Origin of the sequence: Pseudomonas sp. NPDC087804 (assembly GCF_044742965.1) — a bacterium.
Lineage (GTDB): Bacteria > Pseudomonadota > Gammaproteobacteria > Pseudomonadales > Pseudomonadaceae > Aquipseudomonas > Aquipseudomonas rustica.
The window spans coordinates 128,577-144,941 of the sequence record NZ_JBIUVN010000006.1 but is presented as its reverse complement, the minus strand read 5'-3'; the positions used below and the strand labels follow the sequence as shown (position 1 = coordinate 144,941).

The following is a 16,365-nucleotide window of genomic DNA, read 5'->3' as shown; positions in this document are numbered from 1 at the left end:
TGGGCCGTGGCTTTGGTGAAAGTGATCAGCTCGTATATTCCATAAAAGCCTATGGATAACGTTAAAGTTTACTTTCGGAGATAAGCGTCTAAGCCAATGATTCACCCATCGATCGCGGTGGGGGCTTCAACAAACGGCGAATCGACTGCTTGGTAAAGAGAACGCAAAAAAGACCGCAGGGAGTGAATCAATGGGCAATGTCCAGACCGCCGCCAGCGCAGAGGAATTGCTGTGGCGTCAGACGCCGAGTGGCGAACTGGTCGATCTCGGCCGGCCGCACCGTGTGCCGTTGGGGCAGCAAAGTTTGCAGCGTGCCCCCAAAGGCATCTTGAGTCGGCGCGAGGCAATCCTGCTGGGTGTGTTGGCGCTGTTGGCGCATGGCGCGGTGATCTACTGGATCAACCAGCAGCCGACGCCGACGCTGCCAATCGTGCCGCCAGAAATTCCACCAATGACCATCGAGTTTTCGCGCCCGGCACCGCCAGCGCCACCGGTTGTCGAGCCGCCACCTCCAGCGCCTGTGGTCGAGCCACCGCCGCCGGTTGAGGACGAGCTTGCCGTAAAACCACCGCCGCCGAAGCCAATTCCAAAGCCGAAACCGGTGGTTAAACAGCCACCGAAACCGGCGCCGAAAGCGGTCGAGCAACCACCGGCGCCGCCTAAACCGGTCGCTCCAGTCGCTGCGCCAGCGCCACCTGCACCACCGGCGCCGGCTCCGGTAACCCCGGCCTCGGCCAACGCCGCGTACTTGAAAAACCCGGCGCCGGAATACCCGTCGCTGGCTCAGCGTCGCGGTTGGGAGGGCACCGTGTTGCTGCGCGTGCATGTGTTGGCCAGCGGTAAACCGGGCGAGATCCAGATAGCAAAAAGCAGTGGTCGGCAACAGCTCGACGATGCGGCCTTAAGCGCCGTGAAACGTTGGAGTTTCGTCCCGGCCAAGCAGGGTGATGTCGCCCAGGACGGCTGGGTCAGCGTGCCCATCGATTTCAAGATTCATTAAACCGAAACCAAATTCGCGCGAAATGTTTACACGAGGGAATACATCATGACGTTACTGGCATCTCCACTGGAATCCATCGAAAGCGCGGTGATCTGGCTGCTGGTGGTTTTTTCCGTCGCTACCTGGGGCCTGGCATTGCTCAAGGCTGTGCAGTTCGGTCGTCTGAAGGCGCAGGATCGCCGTTTTCACAAACGCTTCTGGGCGGCGTCGAGTCTGGATTCCGCTGCTGAATTGAGCGAGACCCAACCCGGTGCTGCAGCGCGAGTAGCGCAGGCTGGTTACGCAGCGATTCAAGTGGGTGAGGCGCCACAGGCCACGGATTTGAGCCAGGCGATCAACCATCAGGATCGACTGGAGCGCGCCTTGCGTCAGCAGATCGTCCGCGAACGCCGTTCGCTGGAAACCGGTCTGGCAGTGGTCGCCAGTATTGGCAGTACGTCGCCGTTCATTGGTTTGTTCGGCACGGTGTGGGGAATCATGGAAGCGTTGAAAGGCATCAGCGCGGCCGGTTCGGCGAGCCTGGAAACAGTCGCCGGCCCGATCGGTGCGGCACTGGTCGCCACAGGTGTGGGGATTGCCGTCGCGGTACCGGCGGTGCTGGTTTACAACTACTTTTTGCGTCGTCTGAAACTGACGGCGGCGGATCTTGATGACTTCGCTCACGACTTCTACAGCCTGGCGCAAAAGAGCTCGTTCCGCGTATTGATCCACCCGACTGCGCACAAGGTTGCAGCGCAGGGCAACGCGGCAAAAGTGAAGGAGGCGTCCTGATATGGCCTTCTCCACGCAAGACAGTGATGAGGTGCTCAGCGAGATCAACGTGACCCCGCTGGTGGACGTGATGCTGGTGCTGCTGGTGGTGTTTATCGTCACCGCGCCGCTGCTGACCAACGCGATCCCGATCAACCTGCCGAAGACTGAAGCGGTGGCGCCGGTCGAGCAGAAGGATCCGCTGGTGGTGAGCATTGATGGCGCCGGCAAATTGTTTATCAACAAGGATGAGATTCAGCCGGACTTGCTGGAGTTCAACCTCAAGTCGGCCAAGGCCAAGGATCCGGAAGTGCGCGTGCAATTGCAGGCGGATGACGGAGTGAATTACGGCGAAGTGGCGCGAGCGATGGCTTCGATTGAGCGGGCGGGGATTACCAAGTTGTCGGTGATCACGGCGCGGTAACAGGATTTACGTTTTTCCGGGGCCGTCTCCTTGGCAGGGTGCGGCCCTTTTTTTATTTATTGCGTTGGAAAAGCCCCTCACCCTAGCCCTCCCGAAACGTCGGACCGCCCAGAGGGAGAGGGGACTGATCGAGGTGTTTGGTAGACGTATACCGACGTGGGATATCGAGTCGAACTCAGGATATGAACGGCATGAAGATCGGCTCCCTTTCCCCTCGCCCCCTTGGGGGAGAGGGCTGGGGTGAGGGGGAAAAGATTTCAAGCCAAGCACAAATCTCATATTCAATTCAGGTCTTAATAAATAGCTTCTTATTCCTTAACGAATATAAATCCCCTCCCTATACTCCTTCAGGAACAGACACGCAGGAGAGCTCCCCATGCGCAACGAATCAATTCGCTATCTGATTGTGCCGGGCTGGCAAGGATCGCCGGAAGATCATTGGCAAAGCCACTGGCAGAACAGCCTGCCGAACAGCGCGCGGGTCGAGCAGGCCGATTGGCTGACGCCGCGTCGTGAAGATTGGGTCGCTGCGCTGGCCGAGGCAATTGCCGCTGACAGCACGCCCGTCATCCTCATCGCCCACAGCCTCGGCTGCGTCACCGTTGCCCATTGGGCGGCCACTGCGCCCGTGCAATACCTGCGTCAGGTGCGCGGCGCCTTGCTGGTCGCGCCGGCGGATGTCGAACGTCCGGCCTGCGCACCCGCGCTGCGCAATTTCGCACCGATTCCGACAGATCTGCTGCCGTTTCCAAGCCAGGTGGTCAGCTCCGACAACGATGCGGCCGTGAGTGCGCCGCGTGCCATGGAACTGGCGCGCAACTGGGGCGCCGAGGCGGGGATTCTCGCCGGTGCCGGGCACATTAACGTCAAGTCCGGGCATCAGCGTTGGGAGCAGGGTTTTGCTTATCTCTATCGCCTGCAAAACCGTATGGAACACCACGCTCGCCGTCGCGCCTGATTTGTTTTTTCTTTGATCGCCCCCGTCTCCCGGCGGTTTTGGGCGGGAGTCTGCCATGAGTTTCGACACTTTCGGTCAGCCGTTGCTGACCTTTCCCGATGCAGAAAAAAGCCCCCTGAGCATCCGCGCCAAAGCGCTGGTGTTCGTCGATCCGCGCTCACGCCAGTTGCGCGAAGAGCTGGAGCAATTGGCCCCGCGCTCAATCTCGGTATTGATCCGTGGCGAGACCGGCACCGGTAAAGAATTGCTCGCCCGCCATATCCATCGCGCCAGTGATCGCAGCGGTTTATTCGTCTCGGTCAATTGCGGCGCGATCAGCCCGACCTACGCCGATGCCGAGTTGTTCGGCTATGCCGCCGGCACGTTCAGCGGTTCGGCCAGCAGCCGCGCGGGGTGGTTCGGTTCGGCCAATGGCGGGACGTTGTACCTGGATGAAATCGGCGATCTGCCGCTGCCGATTCAGATCAAATTGCTCGCGGCTCTGGAAAACCACGAGGTCACTCGCGTCGGTGCGCATCAGCCGAGCCCGGTGGACGTGCGCCTGGTCGCGGCCACCAGCATCGATCTGGCGCAAGCAGTGGACGCCGGAAAATTCCACGAGCGGCTCTATCACTATCTCAGCGAAGGGCATCTCGAGTTGCCGGCGTTGCGCGCGCGGATCGGCGATATCTTGTCGCTGGCCGAGTATTTCCTCGGTATCTACAGCCAGCGCCTCGACCTGCCGGTGCCGCTGATCAGCGAAGCCGCGCAACATGTTCTCGAGCAACACAGCTGGCCGGGCAACACCCGCGAACTGGAAAACGTCATTCATTTTGCGTTGCTGGTCAGCACGGGCGACGAAATTCTGCCAGAGCATCTGAATCTGCCCGAGGTGTCTGGCCCGCAGCTTCAGATCGAGAAACTGGTGGCGCAGATCAATGTAGGCGGCAGCGTTGCCGAGCGTAAGGCCTTGAAAGATTTATTGATTGGCTTGAGCCAAGGCTTGTAGTCATTTTGTTCTGTATGAACAAAATGGAATATCAACGTGAATAAACGTTATTGTCCGGGAATATAAAATCCCGGTATTGTCCGACCCACGCCAGCGATATCACTTCACTGGCACTCGTATTAGATGCCGTCGTCGATGACGACCGATTTTCGATAAGGACACTGCATGAAAAAGGTTCTGTTGTTTACCGCATTGGCGGCTGCTCTGACGGCTTCCCTGGCCAACGCTGGCGAGAAACTGGTGGTTGCCGCAACGCCAGTGCCGCATGCTGAAATTCTTGAGCTGATCAAACCGACCCTCGCCAAAGAAGGCGTGGATCTGGAAATCAAAGTCTTCACCGACTACGTTCAGCCGAACGTGCAAGTGGGCGAGAAGCGTCTGGACGCCAACTACTTCCAGACCCTGCCGTACCTGAACAGCTTCAACCAGGGTAAATACAAGGACGACAAATCCAAGTACCTGGTGACTGTGCAAGGCGTGCACGTTGAACCGTTCGGTGGTTACTCGAGCAAGTACAAAACCCTGGCTGAACTGCCAGACGGCGCGACCATTGCTATCCCGAACGAAGGCAGCAACAGCGGCCGCGCGCTGATCCTGCTGCAGAAGGCTGGCCTGATTGAGCTGAAAGATCCGAAAAACGCTCTGGCAACGCCGAAAGACATCGCCAAGAACCCGCACAACTTCAAGTTCAAGGAACTGGAATCGGCCCTGCTGCCACGCGTTCTGAAGGAAGTTGATCTGGACATGATCAACACCAACTACGCGCTGGAAGCCAAGTTGAACCCGCAGAAAGATGCGCTGGTGATTGAGGGCGCTGACTCGCCGTACGTGAACTTCCTGGTGGCCCGTGAGGACAACAAGAACAGCGACGCGATCCAGAAACTGGCCAAAGCCTTGACCAGCCCGGAAGTCAAAGCGTTCATCGAGAAGAAGTACAACGGCGCGGTACTGCCGGCGTTCTGATCTGACGTTTGAACCACCCCCTTCAAGGTGTGAAAACGCCGATGGCCAGTGATGGGCATCGGCGTTTTTGTGTGTGCAAAATCAGCAGCCAGAAGCAAAAGATCGCAGCCTTCGGCAGCTCCTACAGGGAAATGAACACCTGTAGGAGCTGCCGAAGGCTGCGATCTTTTGATCTTTATTGCTCAGGCCACCCCAGCCTTCAACGCCCGCCTCAACGCCACCAACAATTTCAAAATCTCCTGCGGATCCAGCCGCTGCGGCGCTTTTACGTCCATGTTCTCTTCCTTGTAATTGGTTTCGGCCGGAGGAGTCTGACCAAAAGCTGTGCGTCCTTGGAGGGCCTGAATCAAAAAAAGATCCGTCCTACAGCGCAAGGAAAAATAGCCTTCTTATTCCTTCCCGGCAAACCGACAGGATAGTTTTTTGAGTGATATCAATATGCTTTAACGGTATTTAAATTCTTGTTTTTATACCTATAAAGTCAGTGCCTGCCGGACAGCCACCCGCTGTCCATGGACTGCACGACCGTCGCTTACCGAGCGATGTCCAGGACGCTTCATGACCTTCGATTACGCTTTTATTCTCAGCACGCTGCCGGCGTTTCTCAAAGCCGTGGGTGTGACGCTGCAGGTCGGTTTCATCGCCATTGGCACCTCGCTGGTGGTGGCGCTGCTCAACGCGACGATTCTGGTGTTCCGCACGCCGTACCTGCAAAAACTGGTCGGCCTGTACGTAGAACTGGCGCGCAACACGCCGCTGCTGATCCAGTTGTTTTTCGTCTACTTCGCTTTGCCGGCAGTTGGGATTCAGGTGTCCGGTTTCACCGCCGCGATCATCACCATGACTTTCCTCGGCGGCGCCTATCTGACTGAAGTGCTGCGCGCCGGCGTCGACGCGGTGCCGCAGGCGCAACTGGAATCCGGGCGCTCCATCGGCCTGTCGCACGGGCAGTTGCTGCGCTATGTGATCCTGCCGCAAGCGGGGATTCTCAGCCTGCCGTCGCTGTTCGCCAATTTCATTTTCCTGCTCAAGGAAACCACCGTGGTCTCGGCGGTAGCAGTGCCGGAAATTCTCTACACCACCAAGAGCTACATCGCGCTCTATTACAAAACCTACGAAATGCTCGCCGTGCTGACGCTGATCTGCGTGCTGTTGTTCTTGCCGCTGTCGCTGTTGCTCAGCCGTCTGGAAAGGAGGCTCCAGCATGGCCAGTTCGGGTCTTGAATTACTCTGGGTATCGTTGCCGCAACTGGCCAAAGGCGCCGGGCAAACCTTGTCGATCTCGTTTCTGAGCATCGCCATCAGCACCATCGGCGGCGTGCTCTACGGCGTGTTGCGCACGCTCAACGTGACGTGGCTCAACGCGATCCTGCGGGTGTATCTGGAGCTGTTCCGGGCGATCCCGGTGCTGGTCTGGTTGTACCTGTTGTTCTTCGGCTTGCCGATTTTCTTCGGCCTGAGCATTCCGAGTTTCTGGTGCGCGGTGCTGGTGCTGTCGTTGTGGGGCGCCAGCGAGGTCGGCGAAGTGGCGCGCGGTGCGCTGCATTCGTTACCGCGCGGGCAGCGTGAAGCGGGGCTGTCGATCGGTCTGAATGCCGCGCAACTCTACGGCTACGTGCTGCTGCCACAAGCGCTGAAGCGCATGACGCCGCCGACCATCAACGTCTACACGCGGATCATCAAGACCAGTTCGCTGGCGGTGCTGATCGGTGTGGTGGATGTGATCAAGGTCGGCCAGCAGATCATCGAGCGCACCTACGAATCGGTGCTGATCTATGGCGCGCTGTTCCTGTTTTTCTTTTTCATCTGCTACCCGCTCTCGGCCGCCTCGCGCGTGCTGGAGCGGCGCTGGACGCAAGCATGAGCGCATTGATCGAGTTTCACGGCTTCAACAAATTCTATGGCGAACAGCAGGTGCTCAACGGCATCGACCTGCAGGTGCAGAGCGGTGAAGTGATCGTCATCCTCGGCCCCAGCGGTTGCGGCAAAAGCACTTTGCTGCGTTGCCTCAATGGCCTCGAAGTCGCCCACAGCGGCAGCCTGAAATTTCTCGACCGCGAGCTGCTCGACAAGGCCACCGACTGGCGCGATATCCGCCAGCAGATCGGCATGGTGTTTCAGAGTTATCACCTGTTTCCGCACATGAGCGTGCTCGATAATTTGCTGCTCGGCCCGCTCAAGGTGCAAAAGCGTCAGCGTCGCGAAGCGCAGCAGCAAGCCGAAGCGTTGCTCGAACGCGTGGGTCTGCTGGACAAGCGCGATGCCTTCCCGCGTCAGCTCTCCGGCGGGCAGCAGCAACGCATCGCCATCGTCCGTTCGCTGTGCATGAACCCGCGCGTGATGCTCTTCGATGAAGTCACCGCCGCCCTTGATCCGGAGATGGTCAAGGAAGTTTTGCAGGTCATTCAGGGCCTGGCCCGTGAGGGCATGACCCTGCTGATCGTCACCCACGAAATGGCCTTCGCCCGCGCGGTGGCTGACCGCATCGTGTTCATGGATGCCGGGCGCATCCTTGAACAGACCCCACCCGAGATTTTCTTTACGAACCCGCAAACCGCACGCGCGCAGCAGTTTCTGGAGAAGTTCTCCTTCGTTGCAACACTGCCAAAAACGAATCCGACAAAGGAACTGGAACTGTTATGAAAACTGCCGCTTTTTTACTGCCCCTACTGAGCCTCGCCTTGCTTGCCGGTTGCAGCAAAACCGAAGAACCGCCAAAGCCGAAAGTCGCCAGCGAAAGCACCGCGCCGGCCGGTTATCTGGACAAGATCAAGGCCCGCGACAAACTGATCGTCGGCGTGTTTACCGACAAGCCGCCGTTCGGTTTTGTCGATGAAGCGGGGCGCTACGTAGGTTTCGATACCGACATCGGCCGTCGTTTCGCCAAGGATCTGCTCGGCGATGAAAACAAGGTCGAATTCGTTGTCGTCGAACCGGCGAGCCGTATTCCGTTTCTGCAAAGCGACAAGGTCGACCTGATCCTCGCCAACATGACCGTGACGCCTGAGCGCAAGGAAGCGGTGGAATTCACCAACCCGAACCTCAAGGTCGCGGTGCAAGCGCTGGTGCCGCAGAGCAGCTCGGTGAAAAACCTGGATGACCTGGCGACCCGCACCACCATCGTCACCACCGGCACCACTGCCGATATCTGGCTGACCAAGAATCACCCGGACTGGAAACTGCTGAAGTTCGAGAAAAACTCCGAGTCGCTGCAAGCCCTGGCCAATGGTCGCGGCGATGCTTATGCGCAGGACAATCTGGTGCTGTTCAGCTGGGCCAAGCAGAACCCGGGCTATCGCGTGCTGGAGGATAAACTCGGTGCCGAAGCGCCGATTGCACCGGCGGTGAAGAAGGGCAATATCGAACTGCGTGACTGGGTGAATACCGAGCTGACGAAGTTGGGTGAAGAGAAATATCTGCTCAAACTGTACGACCAATACGTGCGTAAAGAACTGAGCGATGACACCAAGCCTGAAAGCGTGATTGTTGAAGGGGGCAAGTGGCAGGGGTGATTGTCTGATGGGTCGGTGGTGAGGCTTGCCCCTCACCCCAGCCCTCTCCCGAGGGAGAGGGAGCCGACCGAGGTGTCCTGCGTCATACATCGACCTGAAAAACCGAGTCGATTATGGATTCACAGCAGCATTTTCAGGTCGGCGTCACTCTGGAGCATCCCCCAATCAGTCCCCTCTCCCCCCGGGAGAGGGCTAGGGTGAGGGGCTTTTGACCGAAGCACTCAGTCCGGCCAATACCACGCCGGCGTCTCCAGCACTTTCTGCCCGACAATCCCGGTTTCCCCCAGCGTCTTCTCCAGCACAATGCAATTGCACTCCGGATCCTCCTGCAACGCCGAAATCAACCGCCGCGCATGCGACACCACCCACACCTGACATTGCTCCGACGCACGAATGATCAACCGTGCCAACGCCGGTAGCAGATCCGGGTGCAGGCTGGTTTCCGGCTCGTTCAGCACCATCAGCGACGGCGGCCTCGGTGTCAGCAACGCCGCGACCAACAACAAATAACGCAACGTCCCGTCCGACAACTCCGCCGCCGACAGTGGCCGCAGCAAACCTTCCTGATAGAACTCGATGGCAAAGCGTCCACCCGCCTGAGCGTCGATATGCAAGCGCGCCCCCGGAAAGGCATCAGTAATCGCCGCACGCATCGCGTCGCCGTCACCGATTTCAATAATGGTCTGCAACGCCGCCGCCAGATCGCGGCCGTCGTGGTGCAGCACCGGCGTGCGCGTGCCCAATTGCGGTTGGCGCACCGGTGCGTTGGCGTCGCTGCGAAAGTGATCATAAAAACGCCAGCGGCGAATGAACTCGCGCATCTGGAACACTTCCGGCGAGCTGCGCAGGCTGCCAACCTGATCGAACAGGCTGTCGAAGTTCGGCGTGTGCTGCGCCAGCACATCCCATTGGCGCTCGTTGCGCGCGCGGATCATCGGGCCGTCGCGATCGACCAACAGGCTGGCAGGGCGGTAATGCGGGCCGGCCCAGATGCATTCGCGCTTGATCTGCGGGTCGAGGCTGAAGCGCGAAGGGATTGGCCGCGAGTGCTCGGGCAGCATGAAATGGCCGTTGGAATCGGGCAGGCCGAGGCTGATCGAATAACTGAAATCTTCCCCGGCAAAGCCCAGGCGCAAACGCTTCACGCCTTGGCGCACCGTCGACTGGATCGGCACCTCGCCGTTGCGCATGCGCCGGCTGATGGTTTCCGGCCCGGCCCAGAACGTCGAATCCAGTCCGCCTTCACGCGCCAGTGCATTGACCACACCGCCCTGCGCGGTTTCCGCCAGCAGGCGCAAGGCCCGATAGAGGTTGGACTTGCCACTGCCATTGGGGCCGGTGATCAGGTTCAGACGACCCAGCGGGATCACCAATTTATTGATCGAGCGGTAATTGGCCACCGCCAGGGTGTTGAGCATGAATGAGATCCTCCGAATCCGCCGCAGAATACCCCCTGTAGGAGCTGCCGAAGGCTGCAATCTTTTGATCTTTTCCGCAAAAAAGCAAAAGATCGCAGCCTTCGGCAGCTCCTTCGGTGTTTAATCTGTTATTCGCATGAGCAATGGTTGAACCCTGTTCTAAGCTCTGAAGTCGTATCGTCCTGATCGTCTAAAAATGCCAAGGAGTCTGCATGGCGGGTCCCGGAATTAAAGTGGTAATGGCCTTGAGCGCCATTGCCTTGCTGACCGCTTGCGGCGAAAAGAAGGCTCCCCAGGAGTACCTGCCGAGAGTCTTTGTTCAAGAGGTGAAACCCGCGGATTACGCGGCCTCGGTGACACTGACCGGTGATGTGCAGGCGCGCGTGCAGACAGAATTGTCGTTCCGCGTCGGCGGCAAAATCATCCAGCGTTCGGTCGACGTCGGCGACCGTGTCACGGCCAAGCAAGTGCTGGCCAAACTCGATCCCAAGGATTTGCAGACCAACGTCGATTCCGCTCAGGCTCAGGTCGTCGCCGAACAGGCGCGGGTCAAGCAGAGCGCGGCGGCGTTTGTGCGTCAGCAAAAACTGCTGCCCAAGGGCTACACCAGCCAAAGCGAATTCGATACCGCGCAAGCCGCGTTGCGCAGTAGCCAAAGCGCCTTGAGCGCGGCTCAGGCGCAACTGGCCAATGCCAAGGATCAGCTCAGCTACACCTCGCTGATTGCTGATGCGCCGGGCGTCATCACTGAGCGTCAGGCCGAAGTTGGCCAGGTCGTGCAAGCCACGGCGCCGATTTTCAGTCTGGCCCGCGACGGCGATCGCGATGCGGTGTTCAACGTCTACGAGTCGCTGCTGGCCGAGCGACCGACGGATAACAAAATCACCGTCAGCCTGCTCGACAATCCTGAAATCAAAACCACCGGCACCGTGCGCGAAATCACCCCGTCGGTGTCCGCGCAGTCCGGCACCGTGCAAGTCAAAGTCACTCTCGACAAACTGCCGCCAGGCATGCAGCTCGGCTCGGTAGTGAGCGCGACCGCCAAGGGCACCGGTAAATCGGCGGTGGCTTTGCCGTGGTCGGCGCTGACCAAAAATGTCAGCGACCCCGCTGTGTGGCTGGTCGACGACAAGGGCGAAGCGCAATTGCACACGGTCACGGTCGGCCGTTACCTGACCGGCAAAGTGATCATCAGCGAAGGTCTCAATGGCGGCGAAAAAGTCATCATCGCCGGCGGCCAGTTATTGCACCCGGGCATGAAAGTAGAGATTGCCGAGAACACCTACAAGGATCTGGAAATGGGAGCGCAGCCATGAAGCGTTTCGGGCTGTTGGCCGTCGGGCTGTTGCTCGCGGCATGCTCCAAGAAGGAGCCACCTCCGGAGCCGGTGCGCCCGGTGTTGTCGGTCAAGGTCGAGGCCTTGAACGAAGAAACCCTCGGTCGCTTCGCCGGCAGCATTCAGGCGCGTTACGAGAGCAACACCGGTTTCCGTGTCGGCGGGCGCATAGCCAGCCGTAACGTCGATGTCGGCACCGAAGTGGAGAAGGGCACACTGCTCGCCACCCTCGACCCGTCCGATCAGCAGAATCAGCTGCGTTCGGCGCAGGGCGATCTGGCAAAAATCGAAGCGCAACTGATCAACGCACAAGCCAATGCGCGACGTCAGCAAGCGCTGTTTGATCGCGGCGTCGGCGCGCAGGCGCAACTCGACGAGGCCACCACTAACCTGAAAACCACTCAGGCCTCACTCGATCAGGCGCGGGCGGCGGTCAATCAGAGCAAGGATCAACTCGGCTACACCGAACTGCGTTCCGACCACAAAGCCGTGGTCACCGCGTGGAACGCCGAGGCCGGGCAAGTGGTGACGGCAGGTCAACAAGTGGTGACGCTGGCGCAACCGGACATCAAGGAAGCGGTGATCGATCTGCCGGACACTTTGGTCGATCAGATCCCCAAGGACGTGGTGTTTTTGGTCGCTGCGCAACTCGATCCCAGCATCAAAACCACAGCGGTCATCCGCGAAATCGAACCGCAGGCACAGAGCGCCACGCGCACCCGCCGCGCTCGTCTGACCCTGACTGATACGCCGGAAGGTTTCCGTCTCGGCACCGCGATCAGCGTGACCCTCAGCTCAGCGATCAAACCGCGCATCGAACTGCCGGCAACCACGTTGCAGGAAGTCGATGGCAAAACACGGATCTGGGTGATCGACACCCAAAACAAAACCGTCAGCCCCCGCGATGTCACCGTCGTCAGCCGCACCGACAGCACCGTGGTGCTGGCCGGTGGCGTGAAGAACGGCGAGCAAGTGGTCAGCGCCGGCGTCAACAGTCTCAAACCCGGACAATCAGTGAAACTTGACGAGGACAGTCAATGAAAGGCTCTTTCAACCTCTCCGAATGGGCCCTGAAACACCAGTCCTTCGTCTGGTACCTGATGTTCGTCGCGTTGCTGATGGGGGTGTTTTCCTACTTCAATCTGGGCCGCGAAGAAGACCCGTCGTTCACCATCAAAACCATGGTGATCCAGACCAAATGGCCGGGCGCGACCCAAGAGGAAACGCTCAAGCAGGTCACCGACCGTATCGAGAAAAAACTCGAAGAGCTGGACTCCCTCGACTACGTGAAAAGCTACACGCGCCCCGGCGAATCGACGGTGTACGTGTACCTGCGCGACACCACCAGTGCCAAGGACATCCCGGAAATCTGGTACCAGGTGCGCAAGAAGATCAACGATATTCGCGGGCAGTTTCCCCAAGGCATTCAAGGCCCGGGGTTTAACGACGAGTTCGGTGATGTGTTCGGTTCGGTCTACGCGTTTACCGCCGACGGCCTGACCATGCGCCAGTTGCGCGACTACGTGGAGCAGGCGCGGGCGGAGATTCGCAACGTGCCGGGGCTGGGCAAGATCGAAATGGTCGGCCAGCAGGATGAAGTGATTTACCTGAACTTCTCCACGCGCAAACTGGCTGCGCTGGGCATCGATCAGCGCCAGGTCGTAGAGAGCCTGCAATCGCAGAACGCCGTGACCCCGGCAGGTGTGATCGAGGCCGGGCCGGAGCGGATTTCCGTGCGCACGTCGGGGCAATTCGCCTCGGAGAAAGACCTGGCCGAGGTCAACCTCAAGCTCAACGATCGCTTCTATCGTCTGGCCGACATCGCCGAGATCAGTCGTGGTTATGTCGACCCGGCCACCCCGGAATTCCGTTTCGACGGCAAACCGGCAATCGGTCTGGCGATCGCCATGCAGAAGGGCGGCAACGTTCAGGCGTTCGGTAAGGCGTTGCATGAGCGCATCGATCAAGTCACCGCAGACCTGCCGGTAGGCGTTGGCATCCACACCGTTTCCGATCAGGCCGTGGTGGTGGAAGAAGCTGTTGGCGGCTTCACCAGCGCGCTGTTCGAAGCGGTGATCATCGTCTTGGTGGTGAGCTTTATCAGTCTCGGCGTGCGCGCCGGTCTGGTGGTGGCGTGCTCGATTCCGCTGGTGCTGGCGATGGTCTTCGTCTTCATGGAATACAGCGGCATCACCATGCAGCGGATTTCCCTCGGTGCGTTGATCATCGCCCTCGGCCTGTTGGTGGACGACGCGATGATCACGGTGGAGATGATGGTCACGCGCCTGGAAATGGGCGAGACCAAGGAGCAGGCCGCGACCTACGCCTACACCTCGACCGCGTTCCCGATGCTCACCGGTACGCTGGTGACCGTCGCCGGTTTCGTGCCGATCGGCCTCAACGCCAGCTCCGCTGGTGAGTACACCTACACGCTGTTTGCGGTGATCGCGGTGGCGATGATCGTCTCGTGGATCGTCGCGGTGTTCTTCGCGCCAGTGATCGGCGTGCACATCCTCAGCGCCAACGTGAAACCCCACGCCGCTGAACCAGGGCGCATTGGCCGCGCATTCAACGGCGGTTTGCTGTGGAGCATGCGCAACCGTTGGTGGGCGATCGGTATCACCGTGCTGCTGTTTGCACTGTCGATTTTCTGCATGCGTTTCGTGCAGAACCAGTTCTTCCCGGCCTCGGATCGTCCGGAAATTCTCGTCGACCTGAACCTGCCGCAAAACGCCTCGATCGACGAAACCCGCAAGGCAGTCGACAAACTCGAAGAAACCCTCAAGGGCGACCCGGACATCGTGCGCTGGAGCACCTACATCGGTCAGGGCGCGATCCGTTTCTACCTGCCACTCGACCAGCAATTGCAAAACCCGTACTACGCGCAATTGGTGATCGTCAGCAAAGGCTTCGAGTCTCGCGAGGCTCTGAGCGCACGGCTGCGTGAACGTCTGCGCAAAGAGTTCGTCGGCATCGGCAGCTACGTGCAGGCACTGGAAATGGGCCCGCCGGTAGGGCGTCCGATTCAGTACCGGGTCAGCGGCAAGGACATCGATCAGGTGCGCAAGCACGCCATCGACCTCGCCACCGAACTGGATAAAAACTCGCACATCGGCGAGATCATTTACGACTGGAACGAGCCGGGCAAAGTCCTGCGCATCGACATCGCACAGGACAAGGCGCGGCAGCTCGGGTTGTCGTCCGAAGACGTCGCCAACCTGATGAACAGCATCGTCAGTGGCTCGCCGTTGACCCAGGTCGATGACGATATCTACCTGATCAACGTGGTCGGTCGTGCGGTGGATTCCGAACGCGGTACCCCGGAAACCCTGCAGAACCTGCAGATCGTCACGCCGAGCGGCACCTCGATCCCGCTGCTCGCATTCGCCACGGTTCGTTATGAGCTGGAGCAACCGCTGGTGTGGCGTCGCGATCGTTTGCCGACCATCACCATCAAGGCTTCGGTGCGCGACGAGATTCAGCCGACCGACCTGGTGAAAATCCTCAAGCCATCGATTGATGCCTTCGCGGAAAAACTGCCGGTCGGCTACAAAGTCGCCACCGGCGGTACGGTCGAGGAAAGCGGCAAGGCCCAAGGGCCGATCGCCAAGGTGTTGCCATTGATGCTGTTCTTGATGGCGACGTTCCTGATGATCCAGTTGCACAGCGTGCAGAAAATGTTCCTGGTGGCGAGTGTCGCGCCGCTGGGGCTGATCGGCGTGGTGCTGGCGCTGGTGCCGACCGGCACGCCGATGGGCTTCGTGGCGATTCTGGGGATTCTCGCGCTGATCGGCATCATCATCCGCAACTCGGTAATCCTGGTCACGCAGATCGATGAATTCGAACGCAAAGGCTATGAGCCGTGGGATGCGGTGGTGGAAGCGACCGAGCATCGACGCCGGCCTATCCTGCTGACCGCTGCGGCGGCGAGCATGGGCATGATCCCGATCGCCCGCGAAGTATTCTGGGGGCCGATGGCGTACGCGATGATCGGCGGGATTGTGGTGGCGACGCTGCTGACGCTGCTGTTCCTGCCGGCGCTGTACGTGGCCTGGTACAAGATTCGCGAACCGAAAAAAGAAACTGCCTAAGGCAAAAGCAAAAGATCGCAGCCTGCGGCAGCTCCTACATTGAAACGCATTCCAATGTAGGAGCTGCCGTAGGCTGCGATCTTTTGATCTTCAACCAACACGCCGCCAAACGCTGGCCAACCAAGGCTGCTGCTCACGCGGCAGCCCCGCCGGCCGGAAGTAATGCTCCAGCTCGACAAACCCCGCCGCCGTCAACAACCCCTGCCACGCCGCCAGATCGTGATACGAGCCATAACGCGGCCCGTTCCAGCCCTCACGGTTATCCCCGCGCGGATTGGAACTGAACAACACCCCACCGGGTTTTAAAGCGCCATGCAATTGCTTGAGCACCCGCGGCAACTCCTGCAACGGCACATGAAACAGCACCGCATTGGCAAAAATCCCGTCAAAGCGTTCAGCCGGGAGATCCAGCTTCAGAAAATCCTGCTGCAACACCTCACAGCCGCTGTCCTCACGCGCCATCCGCGCAAATTCCTCAGAGCCATCCAGCCCCACCGCAACGTGACCCATACGCGTAAACGTCTGCAAATCCCGTCCCGGCCCGCAGCCGAAATCCAGAATCGTCAACGGCGCTGAACCCTGAATATGCCGCAGCAGCGCATCGATATTCTGGCTGACATCGTGATCACGTGTGCCTTCACGGAAGTCTTCGGCCACCGAGTTGTAATGGCCGAGGGTGGTGGCGGTGATCTGTTCGAGATCGGAGGGGGTTTGCTTCATGGTCGGCTGCACGTTCAGGGAGAGATGTGTCGACTATAAGCGAAAAGATCGCAGCCTGCGGCAGCTCCTACAGACGTTCATGCAACGGTCGGCCTCGATCCTGTAGGAGCTGCCGCAGGCTGCGATCTTCTACCGACCTGTTACTTCTTACAGTATCGGACCGATGAAAAAACCTTCAGGCTACCCCTAAGCCTGGAGGACGTTC

16 protein-coding genes are annotated in these 16,365 nt (G+C 59.4%); 13 read left to right on the top strand and 3 right to left on the bottom strand.

The features are described 5' to 3' along the window. Window positions 1-190: 190 nt before the first annotated feature. The 6 genes from ACIOMO_RS12615 to ACIOMO_RS12590 all read left to right on the top strand — a co-directional run bounded on the left by ACIOMO_RS12615 (window position 191) and on the right by ACIOMO_RS12590 (window position 5,083). Window positions 191-1,000, top strand: a complete 810-nt coding sequence (locus ACIOMO_RS12615; RefSeq protein ID WP_400751308.1) for an energy transducer TonB — start codon at window positions 191-193, stop codon at window positions 998-1,000. Between the two features lie 45 nt (window positions 1,001-1,045). Further along, entirely contained in the window at window positions 1,046-1,771 is a 726-nt protein-coding gene (locus ACIOMO_RS12610; RefSeq protein ID WP_053116492.1) for a MotA/TolQ/ExbB proton channel family protein, read from the top strand. A gap of 1 nt (window position 1,772) precedes the next feature. Continuing rightward, window positions 1,773-2,174 (top strand): biopolymer transporter ExbD, encoded by a 402-nt coding sequence (locus tag ACIOMO_RS12605; RefSeq protein WP_003220570.1) that lies wholly within the window; start codon window positions 1,773-1,775, stop codon window positions 2,172-2,174. A 376-nt stretch (window positions 2,175-2,550) separates the two neighbouring features. After that, a complete protein-coding gene (locus ACIOMO_RS12600; RefSeq protein WP_053116493.1) occupies window positions 2,551-3,132 on the top strand; it encodes an alpha/beta hydrolase in 582 nt (193 codons plus the stop codon). Window positions 3,133-3,187: 55 nt separating this feature from the next. Then, entirely contained in the window at window positions 3,188-4,120 is a 933-nt protein-coding gene (locus ACIOMO_RS12595; protein ID WP_282355896.1) for a sigma 54-interacting transcriptional regulator, read from the top strand. A gap of 165 nt (window positions 4,121-4,285) precedes the next feature. Further along, complete coding sequence (locus tag ACIOMO_RS12590; RefSeq protein WP_007918708.1) at window positions 4,286-5,083, top strand: MetQ/NlpA family ABC transporter substrate-binding protein; 798 nt, start codon at window positions 4,286-4,288, stop codon at window positions 5,081-5,083. A gap of 182 nt (window positions 5,084-5,265) precedes the next feature. Here the strand turns inward: ACIOMO_RS12590 and ACIOMO_RS12585 are convergent, their stop codons facing one another. Then, the gene (locus ACIOMO_RS12585; protein ID WP_159811976.1) at window positions 5,266-5,433 is read right to left on the bottom strand and encodes a hypothetical protein; all 168 of its coding nucleotides are present in this window, start codon (window positions 5,431-5,433) and stop codon (window positions 5,266-5,268) included. Between the two features lie 208 nt (window positions 5,434-5,641). Here ACIOMO_RS12585 and ACIOMO_RS12580 point away from each other — a divergent pair, with 208 nt between their 5' ends. The 4 genes from ACIOMO_RS12580 to ACIOMO_RS12565 are packed head-to-tail and all read left to right on the top strand — an operon-like array spanning window position 5,642 to window position 8,595. Further along, window positions 5,642-6,307 carry an amino acid ABC transporter permease gene (locus tag ACIOMO_RS12580; protein ID WP_053116495.1) on the top strand — a complete coding sequence of 222 codons (666 nt, stop codon included), beginning with the start codon at window positions 5,642-5,644 and terminating at the stop codon, window positions 6,305-6,307. After that, the gene (locus ACIOMO_RS12575) at window positions 6,288-6,947 is read left to right on the top strand and encodes an amino acid ABC transporter permease (RefSeq protein WP_008083583.1); all 660 of its coding nucleotides are present in this window, start codon (window positions 6,288-6,290) and stop codon (window positions 6,945-6,947) included. Before ACIOMO_RS12580 ends, ACIOMO_RS12575 begins: the two co-directional genes overlap by 20 nt. Next, window positions 6,944-7,726, top strand: a complete 783-nt coding sequence (locus tag ACIOMO_RS12570; RefSeq protein ID WP_212550004.1) for an amino acid ABC transporter ATP-binding protein — start codon at window positions 6,944-6,946, stop codon at window positions 7,724-7,726. Before ACIOMO_RS12575 ends, ACIOMO_RS12570 begins: the two co-directional genes overlap by 4 nt. Continuing rightward, window positions 7,723-8,595: a transporter substrate-binding domain-containing protein gene (locus tag ACIOMO_RS12565; protein ID WP_401240982.1), complete on the top strand. Its 873-nt coding sequence runs from the start codon at window positions 7,723-7,725 to the stop codon at window positions 8,593-8,595. The genes ACIOMO_RS12570 and ACIOMO_RS12565 overlap by 4 nt, the downstream gene beginning before the upstream one ends. Window positions 8,596-8,816: 221 nt before the next feature. On the opposite strand, the gene ACIOMO_RS12560 is transcribed toward ACIOMO_RS12565, so the two are convergent. Then, window positions 8,817-10,013: an AAA family ATPase gene (locus ACIOMO_RS12560; protein WP_401240979.1), complete on the bottom strand. Its 1,197-nt coding sequence runs from the start codon at window positions 10,011-10,013 to the stop codon at window positions 8,817-8,819. Window positions 10,014-10,225: 212 nt separating this feature from the next. On the opposite strand from ACIOMO_RS12560, the gene ACIOMO_RS12555 reads away from it, so the two are divergent. Genes ACIOMO_RS12555 through ACIOMO_RS12545 form a run of 3 tightly spaced genes read left to right on the top strand, consistent with a single transcriptional unit; the run spans window position 10,226 to window position 15,440 of the window. Continuing rightward, window positions 10,226-11,329 carry an efflux RND transporter periplasmic adaptor subunit gene (locus ACIOMO_RS12555; protein ID WP_053116500.1) on the top strand — a complete coding sequence of 368 codons (1,104 nt, stop codon included), beginning with the start codon at window positions 10,226-10,228 and terminating at the stop codon, window positions 11,327-11,329. Next, window positions 11,326-12,390, top strand: a complete 1,065-nt coding sequence (locus ACIOMO_RS12550; RefSeq protein WP_159811981.1) for an efflux RND transporter periplasmic adaptor subunit — start codon at window positions 11,326-11,328, stop codon at window positions 12,388-12,390. The genes ACIOMO_RS12555 and ACIOMO_RS12550 overlap by 4 nt, the downstream gene beginning before the upstream one ends. Beyond that, complete coding sequence (locus ACIOMO_RS12545) at window positions 12,387-15,440, top strand: efflux RND transporter permease subunit (protein WP_053116502.1); 3,054 nt, start codon at window positions 12,387-12,389, stop codon at window positions 15,438-15,440. The genes ACIOMO_RS12550 and ACIOMO_RS12545 overlap by 4 nt, the downstream gene beginning before the upstream one ends. 90 nt (window positions 15,441-15,530) lie before the next feature. Here ACIOMO_RS12545 and ACIOMO_RS12540 read toward each other — a convergent pair whose 3' ends face one another. Continuing rightward, window positions 15,531-16,160 (bottom strand): class I SAM-dependent methyltransferase, encoded by a 630-nt coding sequence (locus ACIOMO_RS12540; protein WP_400646120.1) that lies wholly within the window; start codon window positions 16,158-16,160, stop codon window positions 15,531-15,533. Window positions 16,161-16,365: the final 205 nt, after the last annotated feature.